18 protein-coding genes are annotated in these 16,955 nt (G+C 68.5%); 10 read left to right on the top strand and 8 right to left on the bottom strand.

The genetic code is table 11. The annotated features are described in order from the left end of the window. Positions 1 to 4: 4 nt before the first annotated feature. From IE250_RS08535 to IE250_RS08510, 6 genes are all read left to right on the top strand, one after another. Entirely contained in the window at positions 5 to 871 is an 867-nt protein-coding gene (locus IE250_RS08535; RefSeq protein WP_189668831.1) for an alpha/beta fold hydrolase, read from the top strand. Positions 872 to 1,264: 393 nt separating this feature from the next. Continuing rightward, a complete protein-coding gene (locus IE250_RS08530) occupies positions 1,265 to 2,944 on the top strand; it encodes an ABC transporter substrate-binding protein (RefSeq protein ID WP_189668830.1) in 1,680 nt (559 codons plus the stop codon). A 52-nt stretch (positions 2,945 to 2,996) separates the two neighbouring features. Beyond that, positions 2,997 to 3,989: an ABC transporter permease gene (locus IE250_RS08525; protein ID WP_189668829.1), complete on the top strand. Its 993-nt coding sequence runs from the start codon at positions 2,997 to 2,999 to the stop codon at positions 3,987 to 3,989. Continuing rightward, the gene (locus IE250_RS08520; protein WP_189668828.1) at positions 3,982 to 4,911 is read left to right on the top strand and encodes an ABC transporter permease; all 930 of its coding nucleotides are present in this window, start codon (positions 3,982 to 3,984) and stop codon (positions 4,909 to 4,911) included. Before IE250_RS08525 ends, IE250_RS08520 begins: the two co-directional genes overlap by 8 nt. Then, complete coding sequence (locus IE250_RS08515) at positions 4,908 to 5,858, top strand: ABC transporter ATP-binding protein (protein ID WP_189668827.1); 951 nt, start codon at positions 4,908 to 4,910, stop codon at positions 5,856 to 5,858. The genes IE250_RS08520 and IE250_RS08515 overlap by 4 nt, the downstream gene beginning before the upstream one ends. Next, on the top strand, positions 5,858 to 6,694 hold the full coding sequence (locus IE250_RS08510) for an ABC transporter ATP-binding protein (protein WP_189668826.1): 837 nt from the start codon (positions 5,858 to 5,860) through the stop codon (positions 6,692 to 6,694). Before IE250_RS08515 ends, IE250_RS08510 begins: the two co-directional genes overlap by 1 nt. A gap of 32 nt (positions 6,695 to 6,726) precedes the next feature. On the opposite strand, the gene IE250_RS08505 is transcribed toward IE250_RS08510, so the two are convergent. Together IE250_RS08505 and IE250_RS08500 are read right to left on the bottom strand one after the other, a co-directional pair. Beyond that, positions 6,727 to 7,095, bottom strand: coding sequence for a nuclear transport factor 2 family protein (locus IE250_RS08505; RefSeq protein ID WP_189668825.1), 369 nt, complete (start codon positions 7,093 to 7,095; stop codon positions 6,727 to 6,729). Between the two features lie 52 nt (positions 7,096 to 7,147). Then, positions 7,148 to 7,996 carry an alpha/beta hydrolase gene (locus IE250_RS08500; protein WP_189668824.1) on the bottom strand — a complete coding sequence of 283 codons (849 nt, stop codon included), beginning with the start codon at positions 7,994 to 7,996 and terminating at the stop codon, positions 7,148 to 7,150. 181 nt (positions 7,997 to 8,177) lie between these two features. On the opposite strand from IE250_RS08500, the gene IE250_RS08495 reads away from it, so the two are divergent. Together IE250_RS08495 and IE250_RS08490 are read left to right on the top strand one after the other, a co-directional pair. After that, a complete protein-coding gene (locus tag IE250_RS08495; protein ID WP_229872273.1) occupies positions 8,178 to 9,014 on the top strand; it encodes a DUF1206 domain-containing protein in 837 nt (278 codons plus the stop codon). A 108-nt stretch (positions 9,015 to 9,122) separates the two neighbouring features. Beyond that, positions 9,123 to 9,794 carry a Type 1 glutamine amidotransferase-like domain-containing protein gene (locus IE250_RS08490; RefSeq protein WP_189668822.1) on the top strand — a complete coding sequence of 224 codons (672 nt, stop codon included), beginning with the start codon at positions 9,123 to 9,125 and terminating at the stop codon, positions 9,792 to 9,794. Positions 9,795 to 9,856: 62 nt separating this feature from the next. Here the strand turns inward: IE250_RS08490 and IE250_RS08485 are convergent, their stop codons facing one another. Continuing rightward, positions 9,857 to 11,041, bottom strand: coding sequence for an AI-2E family transporter (locus tag IE250_RS08485; RefSeq protein ID WP_189668821.1), 1,185 nt, complete (start codon positions 11,039 to 11,041; stop codon positions 9,857 to 9,859). A gap of 164 nt (positions 11,042 to 11,205) precedes the next feature. Continuing rightward, complete coding sequence (locus IE250_RS25140) at positions 11,206 to 12,450, bottom strand: formyltransferase family protein (protein ID WP_189668820.1); 1,245 nt, start codon at positions 12,448 to 12,450, stop codon at positions 11,206 to 11,208. A gap of 61 nt (positions 12,451 to 12,511) precedes the next feature. On the opposite strand from IE250_RS25140, the gene IE250_RS08475 reads away from it, so the two are divergent. Continuing rightward, complete coding sequence (locus IE250_RS08475; RefSeq protein WP_189668819.1) at positions 12,512 to 12,898, top strand: DUF7660 family protein; 387 nt, start codon at positions 12,512 to 12,514, stop codon at positions 12,896 to 12,898. Positions 12,899 to 13,002: 104 nt separating this feature from the next. On the opposite strand, the gene IE250_RS08470 is transcribed toward IE250_RS08475, so the two are convergent. The 3 genes from IE250_RS08470 to IE250_RS08460 all read right to left on the bottom strand — a co-directional run bounded on the left by IE250_RS08470 (position 13,003) and on the right by IE250_RS08460 (position 15,473). After that, complete coding sequence (locus tag IE250_RS08470; protein ID WP_189668818.1) at positions 13,003 to 13,548, bottom strand: HEPN domain-containing protein; 546 nt, start codon at positions 13,546 to 13,548, stop codon at positions 13,003 to 13,005. Continuing rightward, entirely contained in the window at positions 13,541 to 14,155 is a 615-nt protein-coding gene (locus IE250_RS08465) for an ArsR family transcriptional regulator (RefSeq protein WP_189668817.1), read from the bottom strand. The genes IE250_RS08470 and IE250_RS08465 overlap by 8 nt, the downstream gene beginning before the upstream one ends. Before the next feature lie 397 nt (positions 14,156 to 14,552). Beyond that, entirely contained in the window at positions 14,553 to 15,473 is a 921-nt protein-coding gene (locus tag IE250_RS08460; RefSeq protein WP_189668816.1) for a hypothetical protein, read from the bottom strand. 286 nt (positions 15,474 to 15,759) lie between these two features. Here IE250_RS08460 and IE250_RS24830 point away from each other — a divergent pair, with 286 nt between their 5' ends. Continuing rightward, positions 15,760 to 15,882 carry a hypothetical protein gene (locus IE250_RS24830; RefSeq protein ID WP_268247794.1) on the top strand — a complete coding sequence of 41 codons (123 nt, stop codon included), beginning with the start codon at positions 15,760 to 15,762 and terminating at the stop codon, positions 15,880 to 15,882. 181 nt (positions 15,883 to 16,063) lie between these two features. Here the strand turns inward: IE250_RS24830 and IE250_RS08455 are convergent, their stop codons facing one another. Next, positions 16,064 to 16,891, bottom strand: coding sequence for an AbiTii domain-containing protein (locus IE250_RS08455; protein WP_189668815.1), 828 nt, complete (start codon positions 16,889 to 16,891; stop codon positions 16,064 to 16,066). Between the last annotated feature and the right edge of the window lie 64 nt (positions 16,892 to 16,955).

Here is a 16,955-nt window from a genome sequence, read left to right as displayed (position 1 = left end):
CGCCGTGCCCCCCACGTTCGTGCTGGTCCACGGCGCCTTCGCCAACTCCTTCTCGTTCGCGCCGCTCCAGGCCGAGCTAGCCCTCCTGGGCCACCGCTCGGCGGCGGTCGACCTGCCCGGCCACGGTTTCGAGGCGACCTACCCCGCCGCGTACCAGGCCCCGCAGGACCCGGCGGGCCTCGCGACGACGCCCGGCCGCATCAAGGGCGTGACGCTGGTCGACAACGCTGCCCGCGTCATCGAGGTCCTCGAGCGCGCCAAGGAGCACGGACCCGTGATCCTGGTCGGCCACAGCCGGGGCGGGGCCACGCTGACCGCCGTCGGCAACGCCCGCCCCGACCTGATCGACCGGATCGTGTACGTCTCCGCGTGGGCCCCGGTGGACCTCGACGTCGGCGACTACTACGCCGAGCCCGAGATGGCCTCCGTCGACGCCGGGGCGCTCGCGGGTGCGCTCGCGGCGGATCCCGCCGCGCTCGGCCTGCTGCGGTGCAACTTCCGCACGGCCGACCCTGGCGTGCTCGCAAGCTTCAAGGAGGCGTTCCTCGCCGACGGCACCGACGACGAGTTCTTCACCTTCCTCAACACGTTCCAGCCGGACGAGAACCTGGACGTCGGCACGCCCGCCGACCGCGCCCGTGCCGAGACCTGGGGCACGATCCCCAAGACGTACGTGCGGCTCACCGAGGACACGAGCATCCCGCCGGCCATGCAGGACCGGATGATCCGGGAGGGCGACGCACTCACGCCCGACAACCCGTACGACGTGCACTCCCTCGCGTCCAGCCACCTGATGTGGCTGGTGCGCCCTCGCCCCGCGGCGGAGCTGCTTGCGGGGCTCGCATCCGGTGAGGCCCCTGCAGAAGCCTGAGCCGGTGGTCGACGGCCGCGGTGACACGCGGTTCGTCGGCGCGATCTGGTGACCTCGCGAGAATCCGCCCGGAAATGAACTTACGGATTTCGCCGCGCCGAGGCGCGCGTGCGCCGTGTCCGGGACGCCACCGCGAGGTGTCCGGGACGCCTCCGCAAGGTGTCCGAGACGCCTTCGCGAGGCGAGACGCCGTCTCCCGGGGGCCGCGAAGAAGGCCCGGCGAGCGGTCCGGCGTCTCGTGATCAACCTCACTATCATCTCAACTTGGTAACTATAACGTTTTTTATCGATATGCCCCCTCCCGCTCGCGGCCGATCTTTAGTTAGGTCTCCTTCCGTACGAACCCGGCGGAACCGCGCGACACCGTCGCGCCGCCGACGCGAGAGGAACGACATGATCCGACGACGTGCCCGCAGGGGGATGGCCCTTGCCGCCGCGCTCACCGCTGTGACACTTCTGGCGGCCGGCTGTTCCGGCGCCGCCGAGTCCGAAGGGGGAACCGTCGACCGCACGCTCAACGTGTGGGCCGGCAGCGCGACCCCCATCGCCGCGAACTTCAACCCCTACGCGCCGACCGTGCTGCACGGCGCGCTCGGCCCGGTCTACGAGACGCTCTTCTTCTTCAACAAGGCCGGCAGCGGCGACCCCGAGCCGATGCTCGGTGAGTCGTTCGCCTGGAACGAGGACGGCACAGTCCTCACCATCACGATCCGCGCGGGCGTCAAGTGGAGCGACGGCGAAGACTTCACCGTCGACGACGTCGTCTACTCGCTGACGAACGAGGTAGGGAAGTCCCCGCAGCTCGTGTCCGCCGAGGCGACCGACGAGACCACCGTCGTGGTCACCTACGACTCGCCCCAGTTCACCAACGAGTCCGCGATCCTCGGTGGTGCGTGGATGCTCCCCGAGCACATCTGGGCAGACAAGTCCGTCGAGGAGGCGACCACCTGGGCCAACGAGGCCCCGGTCGGCACCGGCCCCTACACGGTCAAGAGCGTCTCGGAGGCCTCCTACACGCTCGTCGCCAACGAGAGCTACTGGCAGGAGGGCAAGCCGGCGGTCAAGGAGGTGCGATACCTCGGTATCGATGCCAACGCCTCCGCCGAGGACCTGCTCAAGTCGGGTGACCTCGACTGGGCGGGCATGTTCGTGCCCGACCCCGAGGGCGTCGCCGCCGCCGGCGGGCCCGCGGGCTACGTGAACACCCCGCAGGACCCGACGGTGCTGTACACCTGCGCCAACGCGGACCTGGGCTGCGAGGGTCCGCAGACCGACGTGGCCGTGCGCCAGGCCCTCAACGTCGCCATCGACCGCGGCACCATCAACGAGAAGGCGTTCGTCGGGCTTGCCGCCACGATCTCGCCCACCTTCGCGCTGCTCGGCCGGGACGACCAGTGGATCGCACCCGACGTCGAGAAGGAGAGCCCGCAGACCGGCGACCCGGAGGCCGCCGCCGCGATCCTCGAGGAGGCCGGCTACACCAAGGACGCCGACGGCGTCTACGAGAAGGACGGGGTCAAGGTCGAGCTGAGCCTCACGTCGGTGGAGGGCTGGACGGACTACAACGACGCCGCGAAGCTCATCGCGGAGCAGGTGTCGGCCGCCGGTATCAAGGTCACGGCGACCACGGCCACGTGGCAGGAGTTCTCCGACTCGCGTGTGTCCGGCGACTTCCAGCTGATCATGGGCGGCATCATCGGCACGAGCGTCGCCGACCCGTTCCAGATCTACCGCGACTGGTTCTCGGGCGAGTACACCCAGCCGGTCGGCACGGAGCTCGAGCCCGGCGAGTGGAACTTCACGCGCTACTCGAACCCCCTGGTCGACGCGGCGGTCGCCGAGGCCGCGGCTGCGTCCGACGAGCAGATCAAGACGGACGCGTACGCGGAGATCCAGCACGAGATCACCCGTGACCTGCCGTACATCCCGCTCGTCATCAACGCGACGCAGACGTTCTACAACGACACCGAGTTCACCGGCTGGCCCACCGACGAGGACCTCTACGCGTTCCCGCCGTCATGGGGCTCGGTCTCCGCGGGCTACATCCTGGCAAACCTGGAACCGGTGGAGTGATGACGAGGACCCGAGGAGAAGCCGCGACGGTGCGGACGGACGGGAGCGACACGTGAGGTACTACCTGCGGCGGGCAGCCTTCTACGCGATCACCGTGTGGGCCGCCATCTCGCTGAACTTCCTGATCCCCCGGCTCATGCCAGGCGACCCCGCCGACATCATGCTGGCCAAGATGGCCCGCAGCGGCGAGGTCACCCCCGGCGTCGAGCGCACCATCCGGCTCCTCCTCGGGTCCGACACCGACCAGACCATGTGGGAGCAGTACGTCGCGTACTGGGGCAACCTGCTGCGCGGCGACCTCGGGGTCTCGGTCACCAAGTTCCCCACGCCGGTCGTGGAGCTCATCTCGGCCGCCCTGCCGTGGTCGATCGGCCTGCTCGGCCTGGCGACGATCATCTCGTTCGTCCTCGGCATCGCGGCAGGCGCGTGGATCGGCTGGAAGCGCGGCACCTGGGTGGACCACATCATCCCCGGCTCCACGCTGCTCCAGTCCCTGCCGTACTTCTGGGTGGCGCTGCTGCTCGTCTACGGCTTCGCCGTGGTCAACCCGTGGTTCCCCCGCATCGGCGGCTACGACGTGTTCACGTTCGACGGTCCGCAGGCCTCCTGGGTGTTCGCGGGCTCCGTCGCATACCACGGCGTCCTGCCGGCGCTCACCGTGGTGCTGTCGTCGTTCGGAGGCTGGCTCCTCGGGATGCGGAACATGATGGTGTCCACCCTGTCCGAGGACTACATCACCACCGCCGAGGCCAAGGGCCTGCGGCGCTCGCGGATCCTGCTCGGCTACGCCGTCCGCAACGCGGCCCTGCCGTCCATCGCGGGCTTCGGCATCTCGCTCGCCTTCGTGGTCACGGGCGCGATCGTCATGGAGCAGGTCTTCACCTACCCCGGTCTCGGCAAGCTGATGATCACCGCCGTCCAGGGCAACGACTTCGCCCTCATGCAGGGCCTGTTCCTGGTCATCACGCTCACCGTGCTGGCGGCGACGTTCCTCATGGACATCGTCTACGGCTTCGTCGACCCGAGGACGCGTCACAATGGCTGAGAACCGGATCCTTCCCCGTCGCTCCGCGAAGCTTGTCGCGGGCCTTGTCATCACCCTGGGCATCGTGGTGTTCGCCGTAGTGGCGCCGTTCCTCGTCCAGGACCCCCGGTTCTCCGGGAATGACGCCCTGCTGCCGCCCAGCGCCGACCACCTGCTCGGCACGACCAAGCTGGGCTACGACGTGCTCGCGCAGCTCGCCCATGGCGCTCGGGGCTCGCTCGTCGTCGGACTCGCCGCCGCGGCCATCGCGATCGTGCTGTCACTGATCTTCGGGATCTTCGCCGGCTACGCCGGCGGCTGGACCGACGAGATCCTCACCATGGTCACCAACATCATGCTCGTCATCCCCGGGCTGCCGCTGGTCATGGTCATCGCCGTGTACATGCAGAGCCGCAGCCTCTGGCTCGTCGCGTTCATCCTCGGCATCACCGGCTGGGCAGGCTCCGCGGTGGTGCTGCGGTCGCAGGCCCGGTCCCTGCGGTCCCGCGACTACGTCGAGGCGTCGCAGGTAGCCGGCGAGCGGACAGTACGGATCCTCCTCGTCGAGATCCTGCCCAACCTCCTGCCGCTGCTCGCGGCCCAGTTCCTGTTCGCCGTGGTCTTCGCGATCCTCGGTGAGGCAGGCCTGTCCTTCATCGGGCTCGGCCCCAACGGCTCCATCACGTGGGGGACCATGATCACGGACGCTTATGGCGGCAACGCGATGTCCGCGGGCGCCTGGTGGTGGTTCGTACCGCCGGGCCTGCTCATCGCCGTCTTCGGCGCCGGCCTCTCGCTCGTCAACTTCTCGATCGACGAGGTTGTCAACCCGAAGCTGCGCGTCGTCGCGGAGGCGACCGGCCGACGTCGGGCAACCGAGGCTTCAGCGCCCGCAGCCGTCCCGGCCTCACCCGCCGAGCCCAAGACAGAGGTGACCGTATGACCGTCCCAGTGCTGTCCGCCAAGGGTGTGTCGATCGAGTACCGGACCACGCCCGTGGTCCGTGCCGTGCGCGACGTGTCGCTCACGCTGCACCGCGGCGAGATCCTCGGGCTCGCCGGCGAGTCCGGCTGCGGCAAGACAACGTTCGCCTACGGGCTCACGCGGCTCCTGAAGTCCCCGGCCGTCCTGACGTCGGGCGAGGTCCTTTTCCACGACCGCGTCGGCGGCGACGTGGACGTCGCGGCGCTCGACGGCGAGGCGCTGCGTGCCTTCCGCTGGGACAAGGTCTCGATGGTGTTCCAGGGCGCGATGAACTCGCTCAACCCGGTGATCACCGTGCGAGCCCAGATCGACGACGTCCTCACGACGCACCGACCCGGGATGTCCCGGGCTGAGCGCGCCGGACGGGCCGCCGAGCTCCTGGGGCTCGTGGGTGTGGACCCGGCGCGTCTCGACAGCTATGCGCACCAGCTGTCGGGCGGCATGCGCCAGCGCGTCATGATCGCCATGGCCCTCGCGCTGAACCCCCAGGTCATGATCATGGACGAACCGACCACCGCGCTCGACGTCGTGGTCCAGCGGGGGATCCTGCGCGAGATCATGCGTCTGCGCGAGCAGTTCGGGTTCGCGGTCGTGTTCATCACCCACGACCTGCCGCTCCTGCTGGAGATCAGTGACCGGATCGCCGTGATGCTCGAAGGCGAGATCGTCGAGCTCGACACCGCGGAGAACATCTACGAGCGCCCGCAGCACGCCTACACGCGGCGTCTGCTGGAGTCGTTCCCCAGCCTCGTCGGCGAGCGTGGGGGGTTCGTGCGGTCAGGGGCCGCGGCCGGAGAGTCGGGCACCGGCCACGCACCGGGCTCGGACGCCGACGCCGGCCCGGGCGCCGCTCCGGCCGACAGCGCCGACAGCGCTGCCGACACCACCATCGAAGGGACCGCCTGATGGGAACGCTCGAGGTCCGCAACCTCGTCAAGGAATTCCGCCTGGGCCACGGCCTGCGGCGTTCCCGGCTGCGCGCCGTCGACGACGTGTCGTTCACCCTGGAGGCGGGCAAGACCGTCGCGCTCGTGGGCGAGTCCGGGTCGGGCAAGTCGACCGTGGCCCGGACGCTGGCGCGGCTCGAGACCCCCACGTCCGGGGAGATCATGCTCGACGGCCGTTCGGTGTCGGGTAGCCGCTCCGCCCTGCGGGCGTACCGGCACGACGTGCAGATGGTCTTCCAGGACCCGTTCGCGTCGCTCAACCCGTTCCACACGGTGGCGCACCACCTGGAGCGGCCGCTGCAGCTCCACGGTGTCGCGCGCGGCCGCGATGCCGTCGCCGAGCACACCCGCGCCCTGCTCGAGCGCGTGTCCCTGACGCCCGCCGAGGTCTACGCGGCCAAGCGGCCGCACGAGATGTCGGGCGGCCAGCGCCAGCGCGTCGCGATCGCGCGTGCCCTTGCGCCCGGGGCGCGGTTCCTCGTCGCCGACGAGCCGGTCTCCATGCTCGACGTCTCCATCCGCCTAGGGGTGCTCAACCTCCTGGCACGCCTGCAGCGGGAGGAGAACCTCGGCGTCCTGTACATCACCCACGACCTCGCGACGGCCCGCCACTTCAGCGACGAGATCCTCGTCATGTACCGCGGCGAGGTCGTGGAGCGAGGTCCGTCCGACCAGGTCATCCTCGACCCGCAGCACGACTACACGAAGACCCTGCTCGCGGCCGCGCCGGACCCGGCACGGCACGGGCGGCTTCGTGACGAGGTGCGGGCAGAGCTCGCCGGGGAGCGGGCCTAGGCTCGTGCCCTGCCTGCGCGACAGGTCTTGTCCTATTGGGGCCTGGTGCCTGCGGGCGCGGTCAGGTCGACGTCCGTCCACACCTCGGTCATGTCGACGATGAGGTCGCTGCGCACGGTGATGAATGTCGCCACCTCGAAGTGCTGCGGCTCGCCGTCGGTCGTCCCCGTGACGTGGGCGCGGCCGGCGGCGCGCTCGTGATCGGCTACACAGTCGAGGAGCCGGAAATTCTCGAAGCCGGGGTAGTCCGCGTTGAGTCGCACCCACGAATCGCGGTCGAACGTCTCGCCTGTGTGCACGTAGTGACAAGAGAACTCGGGATGGAGCAGCTGCGGGAGCTCATCCCACCGATGCGCGTCGATGACCTCTGCGAGGCGCTTCATCATCTCTCGTGCTGGCATCGATGCAGGATGCCAGACGCCGGGGAGATCGGCACACTCACCACGCGAGCGCTCATCCGCCGACGGCATGATCGGCGAGCCGGACGACGGCGTCCGCGATCCTCGGCCCGAACATCAAGGCGTCGTTGTGCCCTGCCCCCGGAAGCACGAGGTGCTCGACCAGCCGGGGCGCGGCCCGCGCCACGGCCTCGCTCTGCGCCGGCGGCACGATGTCGTCGCGGTCGCCGTGCACGACCGTGACCGGGACCTGCGTCGCGGCCACGTGGTCGAGGACCGTGTACCGGTCCCGCAGCAGTGCCTCGACGGGGAGGAAGGGGTAGTGGTGGGCGCCGACGTCGGCGAAGGACGTGAAGGGTGAGCGCAGCAGGAGCCCGGCGGGCGGTACCTCGGCCTGGAGTGTGGCGACCACTCCGGCGCCCAGCGACTCGCCGAAGTAGATCGTCCGCTCGGGCGGGTAGCCCCGCTCGGCCAGTGCCCGCTGGGCGGCCTGCGCGTCGAGCGCGAGCCCGACCTCGGTGGGACGGCCGGGGTTGCCGCCGTAGCCGCGATAGTCCAGCAGGAGGATCGCGAAACCGCGCTCCGCGAGCAGCTCGGCAAGCTCGGCGCGTCCCAGCCTGTTGCCACCGTTGCCCGCCGCGACCAGGACTGCGACCTCACGGTCGCGCACCTCGGCCGACGGCGGGACGAACCATGCCGCTAGATCGAGCCCGTCGGCGGTGACCAGCGTGACGTCGACACCGCCGTCGACCGTCGATGCTGCCGGGCCCGGCGACGAGCGGTCGGGGTGGTACACGAGCGCGTCCTGGCCGAGCCAGGCGACGCCGACGGCCAGGCCTGCGACCCCCGCCAGGACGCCGGCCGTCAGCGCCGCCGCCCGCACCGCGCGTCGCAACGCTGCCATGCCTTCATCGTCCGCCGTCGCGCATCGTCAGGTAAAGCATCCAGGTCGCCGCTCGCCGGCTGGACGAAGTCGACCCCGTGTGCCGACTCGGCCGCGGTCCCGTACGTGCGGTATGCGAATGGCGCCAAAACGCGCGAACGTGGACTACACAGCGATCCGCGGACCGACGGAGGTGTGGTGCTTGTCCGACTACTCATCGTCGCCGGCCGACGACTCCGCCCCGCCGGCCGTCGACGCCGCCCGGCACGCCCAGGACAGCAGTGCCGTGCAGGCCTTGGCCCGAGGCGGCTACGTCGCCTCGGGCGTACTGCACCTACTGGTCGCATGGCTGGCAGTCCAGCTCGCGCTCGGCCGGCCTTCGGGCGAGGCGGACGCGTCAGGTGCTTTCCGCACGCTCGCCCAGGCGCCTCGCGGTGAGGTGATCCTCTGGGCGGTCGCCGTCGGGTTCGCCGCGCTCGCGGTGTGGCAGTTCGCCACGGCCGTCGTCGGCGGGCCGAACATGGAGCGCAAGGCAGCCGCGCGGGCCAAGAACGTTGCCAAGGGTGTGCTCTACGCGGCGCTGGCGGTCGTCGGCGTCCGGTACGCGCAGGGCGCCGGCGGAAGGGGCAGGAGCGAGGAGAGCATGACGGCCGGTGTCCTGGCCATGCCGGGTGGCCGCTGGCTGGTGGCCGGCGTGGGCCTGGCGATCGTCGCCGTCGGCGTGTACCACGTCGTCAAGGGGCTGCGTAAGAAGTTCCTGCGCGACCTTGCGGGGACAGGCGGTCGTTCCGTCGGGCGGCTGGTGGTACGGCTCGGGCAGGTCGGCTACGTCGACAAGGGGATCGCGCTCGGCATCGTCGGCGGGCTGGTCGCGGCCGCCGCGGCGACAGCGGACGCGTCGCGGGCCGGCGGTCTCGACGACGCGCTGCGGACGGTGCGCGACCAGCAGTTCGGTGCTGTGCTGCTCCTCCTGATCGGGCTGGGACTCGCCGCGTTCGGCTTCTATTCCTTCGCGCGTGCACGGTTCGCGCGCCTCTGAACGAGCCGACGAGCGAGCCGCCCGTCCAGCGCCTGCGGCAGCGATGATTCTCCCGGCGCCTCGAGGTCTACGGTTCGTTCCCTCCCGTCACTCGAACCAGGAGACATCGTGAAGCTTCTTCTCACGTCCGCAGGCGTCAAGAACACGAGCATCCACGACGCGCTGCTCGGCCTTCTCGGCCGGCCGGTCGCAGACTGCGACGCGCTCTGCATCCCTACCGCGATGTACGGGCACCCCCAGGCCGGCCCGGGAGACGAGGCGTGGCGCTTCATCGCCGGACGCTCTGCCGAGCCCATGGTCGAGCTGGGCTGGAAGTCCGTTGGGGTGCTGGAGCTGACCGCGCTGCCCACCATCGACCCAGAGCTCTGGGTGCCCAAGCTCCGGGACGCGGACGTCCTGCTGGTGTCGGGCGGCGACGCCCTGTACCTGAACCACTGGATGCGGGAGTCCGGGGTCGCGGATCTCCTGCCGTCGTTCACCGAGACGGTCTACGTGGGGATGAGCGCGGGCAGCATGGTGATGTCCCCGCGCATCGGGCAGTTCTTCGTCGAGTGGACGCCGCCGTCGGGCGACGACGCCGCGCTCGGGGTCGTCGACTTCTCGATCTTCCCGCACGTCGACCATCCGATGCTGCCGTACAACACGATGGCGGCCGCCGAGAAGTGGGCGGCCGGGATCGGCGGCCCGGCGTACGCGATCGACGACGACACCGCCATCGTGGTGGCCGACCGGGCCGTCGAGGTCGTCTCCGAGGGGACCTGGAAGTTGTTGGGCGGCTGAGGCGTGCACGCCGGGGTGTCGAGGATCTGTACCGCAGCCTTGGCGACGTAAGTCGCACACCCTCAGACGGTCTCGGAGCGCTTCTGGCGGGCGAACCGTGCCGGCAGGTCGGGCCCGTCCCACACCTGGATCGCGCGCCAGATCGACGCGGCGATCGGCACGGCGAGTATGGCGCCGGTGATGCCGACGAGCACCGTCCCAGCGGTCAGGGCGAACAGGATGACGAGCGGGTGCAGGCGCAGGGTCCGGCCCATGACGATCGGCTGGAGGAAGTCGCCCTCGAGCTGGTTCACGACGACGACGATCGCGACGACGATGAGCGCCTCGACCGGTCCGACGGCGACGAGCGTGACCAGGGCCGCGAGGATGCCGGCCACGGTGGCGCCGACCAGGGGGATGAAGGCGAGCAGGAAGACGAGCACGGACAGCGGGATGACCAGCGGCACGCCCACGATCGCGAGGCCGATACCGATGGCGACAGCGTCGACGACCGCCACGATCGCCGTCCCGCGCACGTAGCCGCCGAGCGTACGGATGGTCGCGGTGCCGACGCGCTGCCCCCGCTCGTACCGGTGCCCTTCGAACGGCCGCAGCAGGAACTCCCACATCGCCGGGCCGTCCTTCAGGAAGAAGAACAGGACGACGATCATGATGAAGAAGCCGGCGACGAAGTCGGCGGTCTGGGAGACACCCGCGACGGCGCCGGAGCCGACGGCGTCGGACTGCAGAAAGTTCAAGGCGGACTCGCGTACCGAATTGATCTGCTCGTCGGTGATGTCGAAGGGCAGGTCCTGGACGTAGTCCTGCAGGGAGTCGAAGCCCTCGAGTGCCTGGTCCTGCAGCTCGTCCCACTGGTTCACGACGGCCCGCACGACGAGCCACACGATCGCCGACAGCAGTGCTACCAGCGTCAGGAGCGAGATCCACGTCGCGAGCAGCGACGGCAGACCGCGGCGACGCAGGAAGGTGACCAGCGGGGAGATCGCCGCGGACAGCACGAGGGCGATGAGTACGGGGATCACGACGAGGGTCAGGCGCGTGCCCACGAACCCGAAGACGGTGATGACCGCGACGACCGCGAGGACCTGCAGCGACCGCGTGCCGACGCGGCCGAAGCCGTCCGACCACAGGCGGGACGCCTCGCGGTCGGCGGGCGACTCGTGGTCGGTCGGCGGCCGCGTCTCGACGCTGGTCGCCTCGGCGCTCTGGCGGGCGGGGCGCGGTGTACGGCGGCCGAAGAGTCCCATCGCCTGACCTCCTTGTGCTGGATCCGGCGGACGCCGGACGTGCCGACGCTATTGCGGTCGGGCCCCGGTCGCGCGGCGACTTCGGCGCCGGCAGCGGGCGCGGCAGGTGCGTCTTCACCCGCAGGTACGTCGCGTCGTGGAACGCAGCACCCTGCAACAGCCGTCTAGTCGCGGTGGCGAGTCCAGGGGTCACCGACGCGTGCTCTCGTCGCGCTGTAGCCGGGAGGCAGATCAAGAACGTCGATGAGCGTGGGATCCTCGTCGACGGCGTGGTAGAGGTGTCCGACCATTCCTGTGCTGTCGTCGGCGTCAGATGTCCCGATCAGCTGCCAGTAGCCGGCGTCATCATGGCTGACGAGCAGGATCGGCTCGGCCAGCTCGAAGACCTCCGCGGTCCGGATCGAACTGGTGCCGAGCAGCCAGTGCCTCATCCACCAGGCCCGGCGATCGCGTTGCATGACCAGGTCGGCGACCCACCAGACGAACGGCAGGTCTTCGTGCGCGCGCGCCTCGTGAGCCGTTAGGTCTGGTCCGCCCTGGGGGACGCGCTCGAACGGCTCGTCCGTGAGCGAGAAGGCGTGGCCCTCTTCGTTCTCGAACACGACGGCATGGAAGGATCCTCCGCCCGGGTTCCCCGCGCCAATCCCGACCGTGAGTCGACCGATGTGTGGCTCGACACCTGTTGTCCACCCGATCGCATATGACGCCAGCTCACCTCTTGGGCCGACGAATTCGCCATGGGCTCGTCGCTCGATGCCCGTGGCGTCCCTATTGGGGACTTCGATGCACGAACCTTCTTCGACCAGGACTTGCACGTGGCAAAGGTAGCCGACCCTAGTTGCGCTCGCTTCGTCGCTACCGGCGCAGCGGCGCGCGACGGGTTGGCACGCGGGTGGACGACACCCCCTCGCACGCAGGGGTCTGCGCCCAGAGCCCTGGCCACAACCAGGCGGCTCGGCGATCTCGTGGGCAATGCGTCGCGCGGCGGTGCCAGCACCAGGACCGCCTACAACTGGGCAGTCTCGGTGGTAGGTCGCACCCTTCTGGGTACTCGAACCAGCGGCGGATGACGTCGATGAGGAGTTCCTTCTCCGCCTCCTGCACCCGGCCTCGCAACGTCGGGACGTCGTCATCGGCGAGACGGACACCTCGACCTGGGCGATGATTGGCCCCTCGTCGTAATCCGCCGTCACCTGGTGGACCGTCGCGCCGGTCGGCGCTGATCGCGCACTACGCGCAGAGGTGACTGGCGGACCGGCGCCAAGGTGCCGATGTTGACGTACAGCGCAGATTGCGCGGACACGCCGTTGTGCCCTGCGCGATCTCGCGTGTGTCGAGCCGGGCGTGCAAAGAGTTGGCGAGCCATTCAGGGCCAGGCTCAGTGAGTGGCCGTCACTTCCGACGCTCAAAGCCGCCCGTCATACAAGCGTGCAGACTCTTCGTCCATGACGCTCTGCCATGCTCCACCACATGGAACTCATGTGTCGGCGAAGCCATCGGCCAGTTCGGGTCAGCGCTGCACAGTTCGACGTCTTCGAGCAGATGCACTACGTGTGCTTCCACTACGAGTTCGAGCACGATGCGTTTGACGTCGATGAGGAGTGCAGTGCCGGCGGATGCCCGTCCGCGACCATCGCTACGGGCAGGGGCATCGTGATCGGGACCGCGCGGGCGTTAGCGATCGAGTCGGCGTCGGACGCGCCGTGGGCCAATCCGACAGTGCACGAGTATCTGGAAGCCTTCGCACGATGGCTCGAAGACTCCGACGGGTACTACATCAACCAGGGAAGGGTTCCGCCGGGGAGCGGTTGGGAAGTCGTGAACGACGGGCTGCGCGCCGCGACCACGTACGAGTGATCTTGTCCGATGGTTGCCCCAACACCGCACACTCGTCCCGCTTGATTGCCGATCTCCATGAGGACCTCACGGTGATCACGTCGTTGGGGCCGTTGCTCGCACGTTCACGGGTTGGTCGAGGTCAGCCGGCTGATGTCGCGTGGTGATGCGGACCGCCTATTGATCTCCTCCACGAACCGTTCCCCGAGTTCGACGATGCGCTCGGCGGCCGGGATCGCGTCAGTCACGTCATCGGTGGTCGCGGTCGGCCGGTTCTCTTCACGGTATTCAGTGTCGTTGCGCTTCTGCCGCATCCAGTCGAACTCTCGCAACAACCGCTTGTCTTCTGGAAGTTGCGCCTGCATCAGCTCGCCGAGCACTCGGTGTCCTCCATCGCCGCCCTTCGCCCGAAGGCCTTGGACGGCGAGCATCGCAGCCAGGGCTTTGCGCGCTGCGTCGTAAGCCATCACGAAAGCCGCGGCGACATCGTCAGTCGTCGCCAACAGTTGGGCAGAACCCAGATGCTTCCGAGCTTCCGCGAGGATCGCCAACGCGTGGCCAGGATTGGCGTTGACCTGTTCGATTTGGCCGCGCTCGAGCAGGTAGGCGGTGGCCGGTGCATCTGGCCGCCATGCAATTCCCGTGGTGCCCGGCTCTCTAGCGCTATTCATCGGCGCCTTCCCTCTCTTGAGGGCTCGAGTCTGCCCCCGTCAACTGAACCTTCGGACGCGATGCGACCGTGGCAAGGAACGGATCGGTCATCGCGTCCCATGCTTCAGAAGACGTGCGATGGACATTGACCTCGACGTGCAACTTCGCACTCGCCGCCTCTGAGATGTCGAGGAGGTCGGTGCGTGAGGCGGTCCCAACCACCAGAACGTCAAGGTCCTTGGGTGGCGGGCCGGGTTGGCCCGCACGGCGGGCCGCCCATGATCCGTAGAGGTAAGACTCCCTGACGCCGGAGACGTCGGCAAGCAGGGAGCGCAATACGGGGACGGGTCCATAAGTCTCGATAACGAGCTGCGACATCAAGGGCCACAAGGGGTGTTCTGTATTTGCGCGGACGAGCCTGTTGTTGCCGTCTCGTCGGTCACGCAAGACGTCGGCTTGGATGAGGCGCGTCAGTTCGCGGTGTGCAACGGCTGGCAAGACACCCGCTCTGCGCGACACTGCAGCGAACGACAGCTCAACCGAGGGGTCGAGCATTGTCTCCGCGAGTACCGCACCCTGTGCGTCCGAGCGAAGGAACGGTGTCAGGGCGGATGGCATGGTCTTCACATAACGTGATACTACGTTCACGTTATGTGAGTGGCAAAGTAACCCAGTGCGTAACCGTTACGCACCGGCGACCGTTCACGCAGGAGGACGTCGTGACAGGGCATCCGGCGATCGCCGGACTCGGCGACCCCGGAACCGGCGTGATGTCACCCGCGCTGGCCGTGTTCGTGTCACGGCAGTGTTGCGACCGTGTCGGTGTCGACGTGCAGCGCAGATTGCTCGGACACGCCGCTCTACCCTGCACCATCCCGGGCGCGTCGAGCCGGTCGCGCAAAGTAGGTTGCACCGTCTCATCCGGGACCGAGGTGCGCGATCTCTCCTCCACCGGACTCGGAAAACTGGCCCCGCACGGTGTCGAGCAACTACATCACTCGGCGGGACGTCACCGAGCGGCGTGCTATCGCGCTGGTCGCGCGAGCTGCTGCTGGATCTGGTCGCGCAGCACAGTGAGAGCGTCCCGCTCGAAGCCGGCCACGTCGAGCGACAGTCGGTGCAGCTTGCGTTCGTCGTCCTGCGCCCGGCCATCGTCGTGACGTCCAATCTCGCGAACAGTCAGGAGGCCGAACCAGGCGAGAGTCTTGCGCGCCACGGAGAACGGATCGCGGTGGATCCCGTAGTGCCGCAGGCGCACCTCAGCAGGGATCGCGACCTCACCCGGCGCCAGGTCTGCGCTATCGCCCCAGGGGAACAGCCCGGCACGTCCGGACGCGACCATCAGAAGCAGATTGATTTCCGAGTCTGCCAGGACGTGCACCCACCCGTTCGTGATGAACCCGGCCGGCAGTGAGAAGGCCGCCACGTCCCTGCCCGTCGGTACGACGTACGGGATCGGATCGCCCTCGTTCTGAGGCCCGCCCTCGTGCCGCAGGGTGAACCCTTCGTGGCGGCCATTCTTTCTGGCGGGCCCGTGCAGGCCGACGAGCTTGGCGTCGTCGAGAGTTCTCAGGACCGACCGGAGGGTCCGGAATTTCTTGTCGCGAACCGTCGACAGGTCGCTCCCGGCGCCCGACTCGACCGCTGCGGAGGCAAGGACGTCCGTCCACCCGATCCCGCCGGAAAACGCCGCGAGCGGGAGCTCAGGAAGCCGGCCGCGATTGCCTCGCTTGTTTGTGGCTTGCGCGATGTCCAAGACAGCGAGGTGGAACCGCAGCGCCGAACCCTGGCTGGAGGAGATGCGGGTAGCCGACGGGCGAAGTTCGCGCGGCGGGGCCGCCCGGTCCGACACGACTGCCGAGTCGATCGGCTTGCGCAGGTACACGTAATCCTGACGCAAGACCAGGTCGCGGCCTGCAGGGGCCAGATCGTCGCGTCGCCGCATCGCCGCAGTGACGGAGCGGCTGTACGGCGAGCCTGGCCCGAGCAGGTGGGCACGGTGCTCGAAGGACTTGCGCTCCTTCGAGGTGAGCTGGCGGCTCCAGTCGAGGGAGTTCATGAGTCAATTGTGACGTCTAGATCCGGACGTGTAAACCTGCCTGAATCTCAGATCATACGGTTATCGATGTGTGCCGATCTCTGGCGGGTTTAGCCGCACCTTCAGTGTACTGGATCGCCGCTGCGATCAGTGCCTACGGTCTGCTCACAACCCAACCGAAGGAGGTGAACACGTGGCCAGCTCACGAGGCCCCACACCGGACGACAAGAGATCCGGGTGCCTGGAGATCAGCAGACTGCTGCTCCAGGCGACCCGAACCATCCTGCTCATCATCAGCATCTTCGGAGACCACTGAGATCTCCACGAGGCCCGTCCCGTTGCAGCGGGGCGGGCCTCGATGCCTCCTCTACGGTAAGGCGATTGTGCACAACAGCTCAATGGCGCCGAGAAGCCCATCACGATCCGTGTCAACAAGGACTGCCCTCCCTCGCAGCTGGCCCGGTGCATCGCCCAGCCGCGACCAGGCGCCCGGCACGTCAGCTGAACGGGTTCCAGTTCAGCCAGGCCGCGACCGCCACGATTCCCGCGATGATCGTGGCGGCGCCGACGGCGAATCCCCAAGGTCCGCGAATCCAGCCCAGAACACGTGAGCGCCCATCGGCTGGTGCATGGCTCGCTCCCGTCGATGTGGCGTCCCCGATCGAAGTACCCGACTGGTTCGTGTTGACGTTGATCGTGCTGCGCTTGGCGTTGTGGACCACGACATTCACAGCTTGATCCGCAACCGCGGCTGTCGGCGTGTTCTCGTTCGGGGTTGCCGCACGCATCTCAGCGACGAGTGCGACAAGGGTCGTTCGGATCGTGTCAAGGACGCCGTGCACCGCCGTCGTAGAAACCATCCAGTACATCCGGTGGATCGTGGTTCCGGGACCGGTCGCCAGCTCGTTCATGTAGCGCACGACCTCGGGCATGGCGCCATCCTGAAACTCGACGCTGCCCGCGGTCTTGGCCAGGCGCTCAAGTTCCGCAACCCGATGGCCCAGGGGTACCGGACCGAAAATCTTCTTCCGCGCGAACTCCGGCACGTCCACGGAGGAGAGCTGCTGACGCTGTACGGACTTGGCGAGGTCCGCGCCGTCGATCATCACCATCGCGTCTACTCGACGGTACGAGGGGAGGTCCTTCTCCGCCCCCGGGTACCTGTACCCGTCGAGCTCTCGTCGCGCCCAGTCGCGTAGCGCTGTCGAACCTGACTGTCCACCGAGCGCCACGCACTTGCGCAGGACGTCCGCAAGCGGAGCGGTGCTGTCGAGCGCATCCCGTTCGATCTCCTGCAGGAGCCCCGGGCCCGTTCCTCCGGTCACGAGACGCGAGCTGCCGGAAGACACGGCTTGTCTGCGTACATGGGCGTGAGACTACCGGCCGCTG

Origin of the sequence: Promicromonospora soli (assembly GCF_014653785.1) — a bacterium.
Classification (GTDB): domain Bacteria; phylum Actinomycetota; class Actinomycetes; order Actinomycetales; family Cellulomonadaceae; genus Promicromonospora; species Promicromonospora soli.
This window is presented reverse-complemented; position numbering and strand designations above follow the sequence as displayed.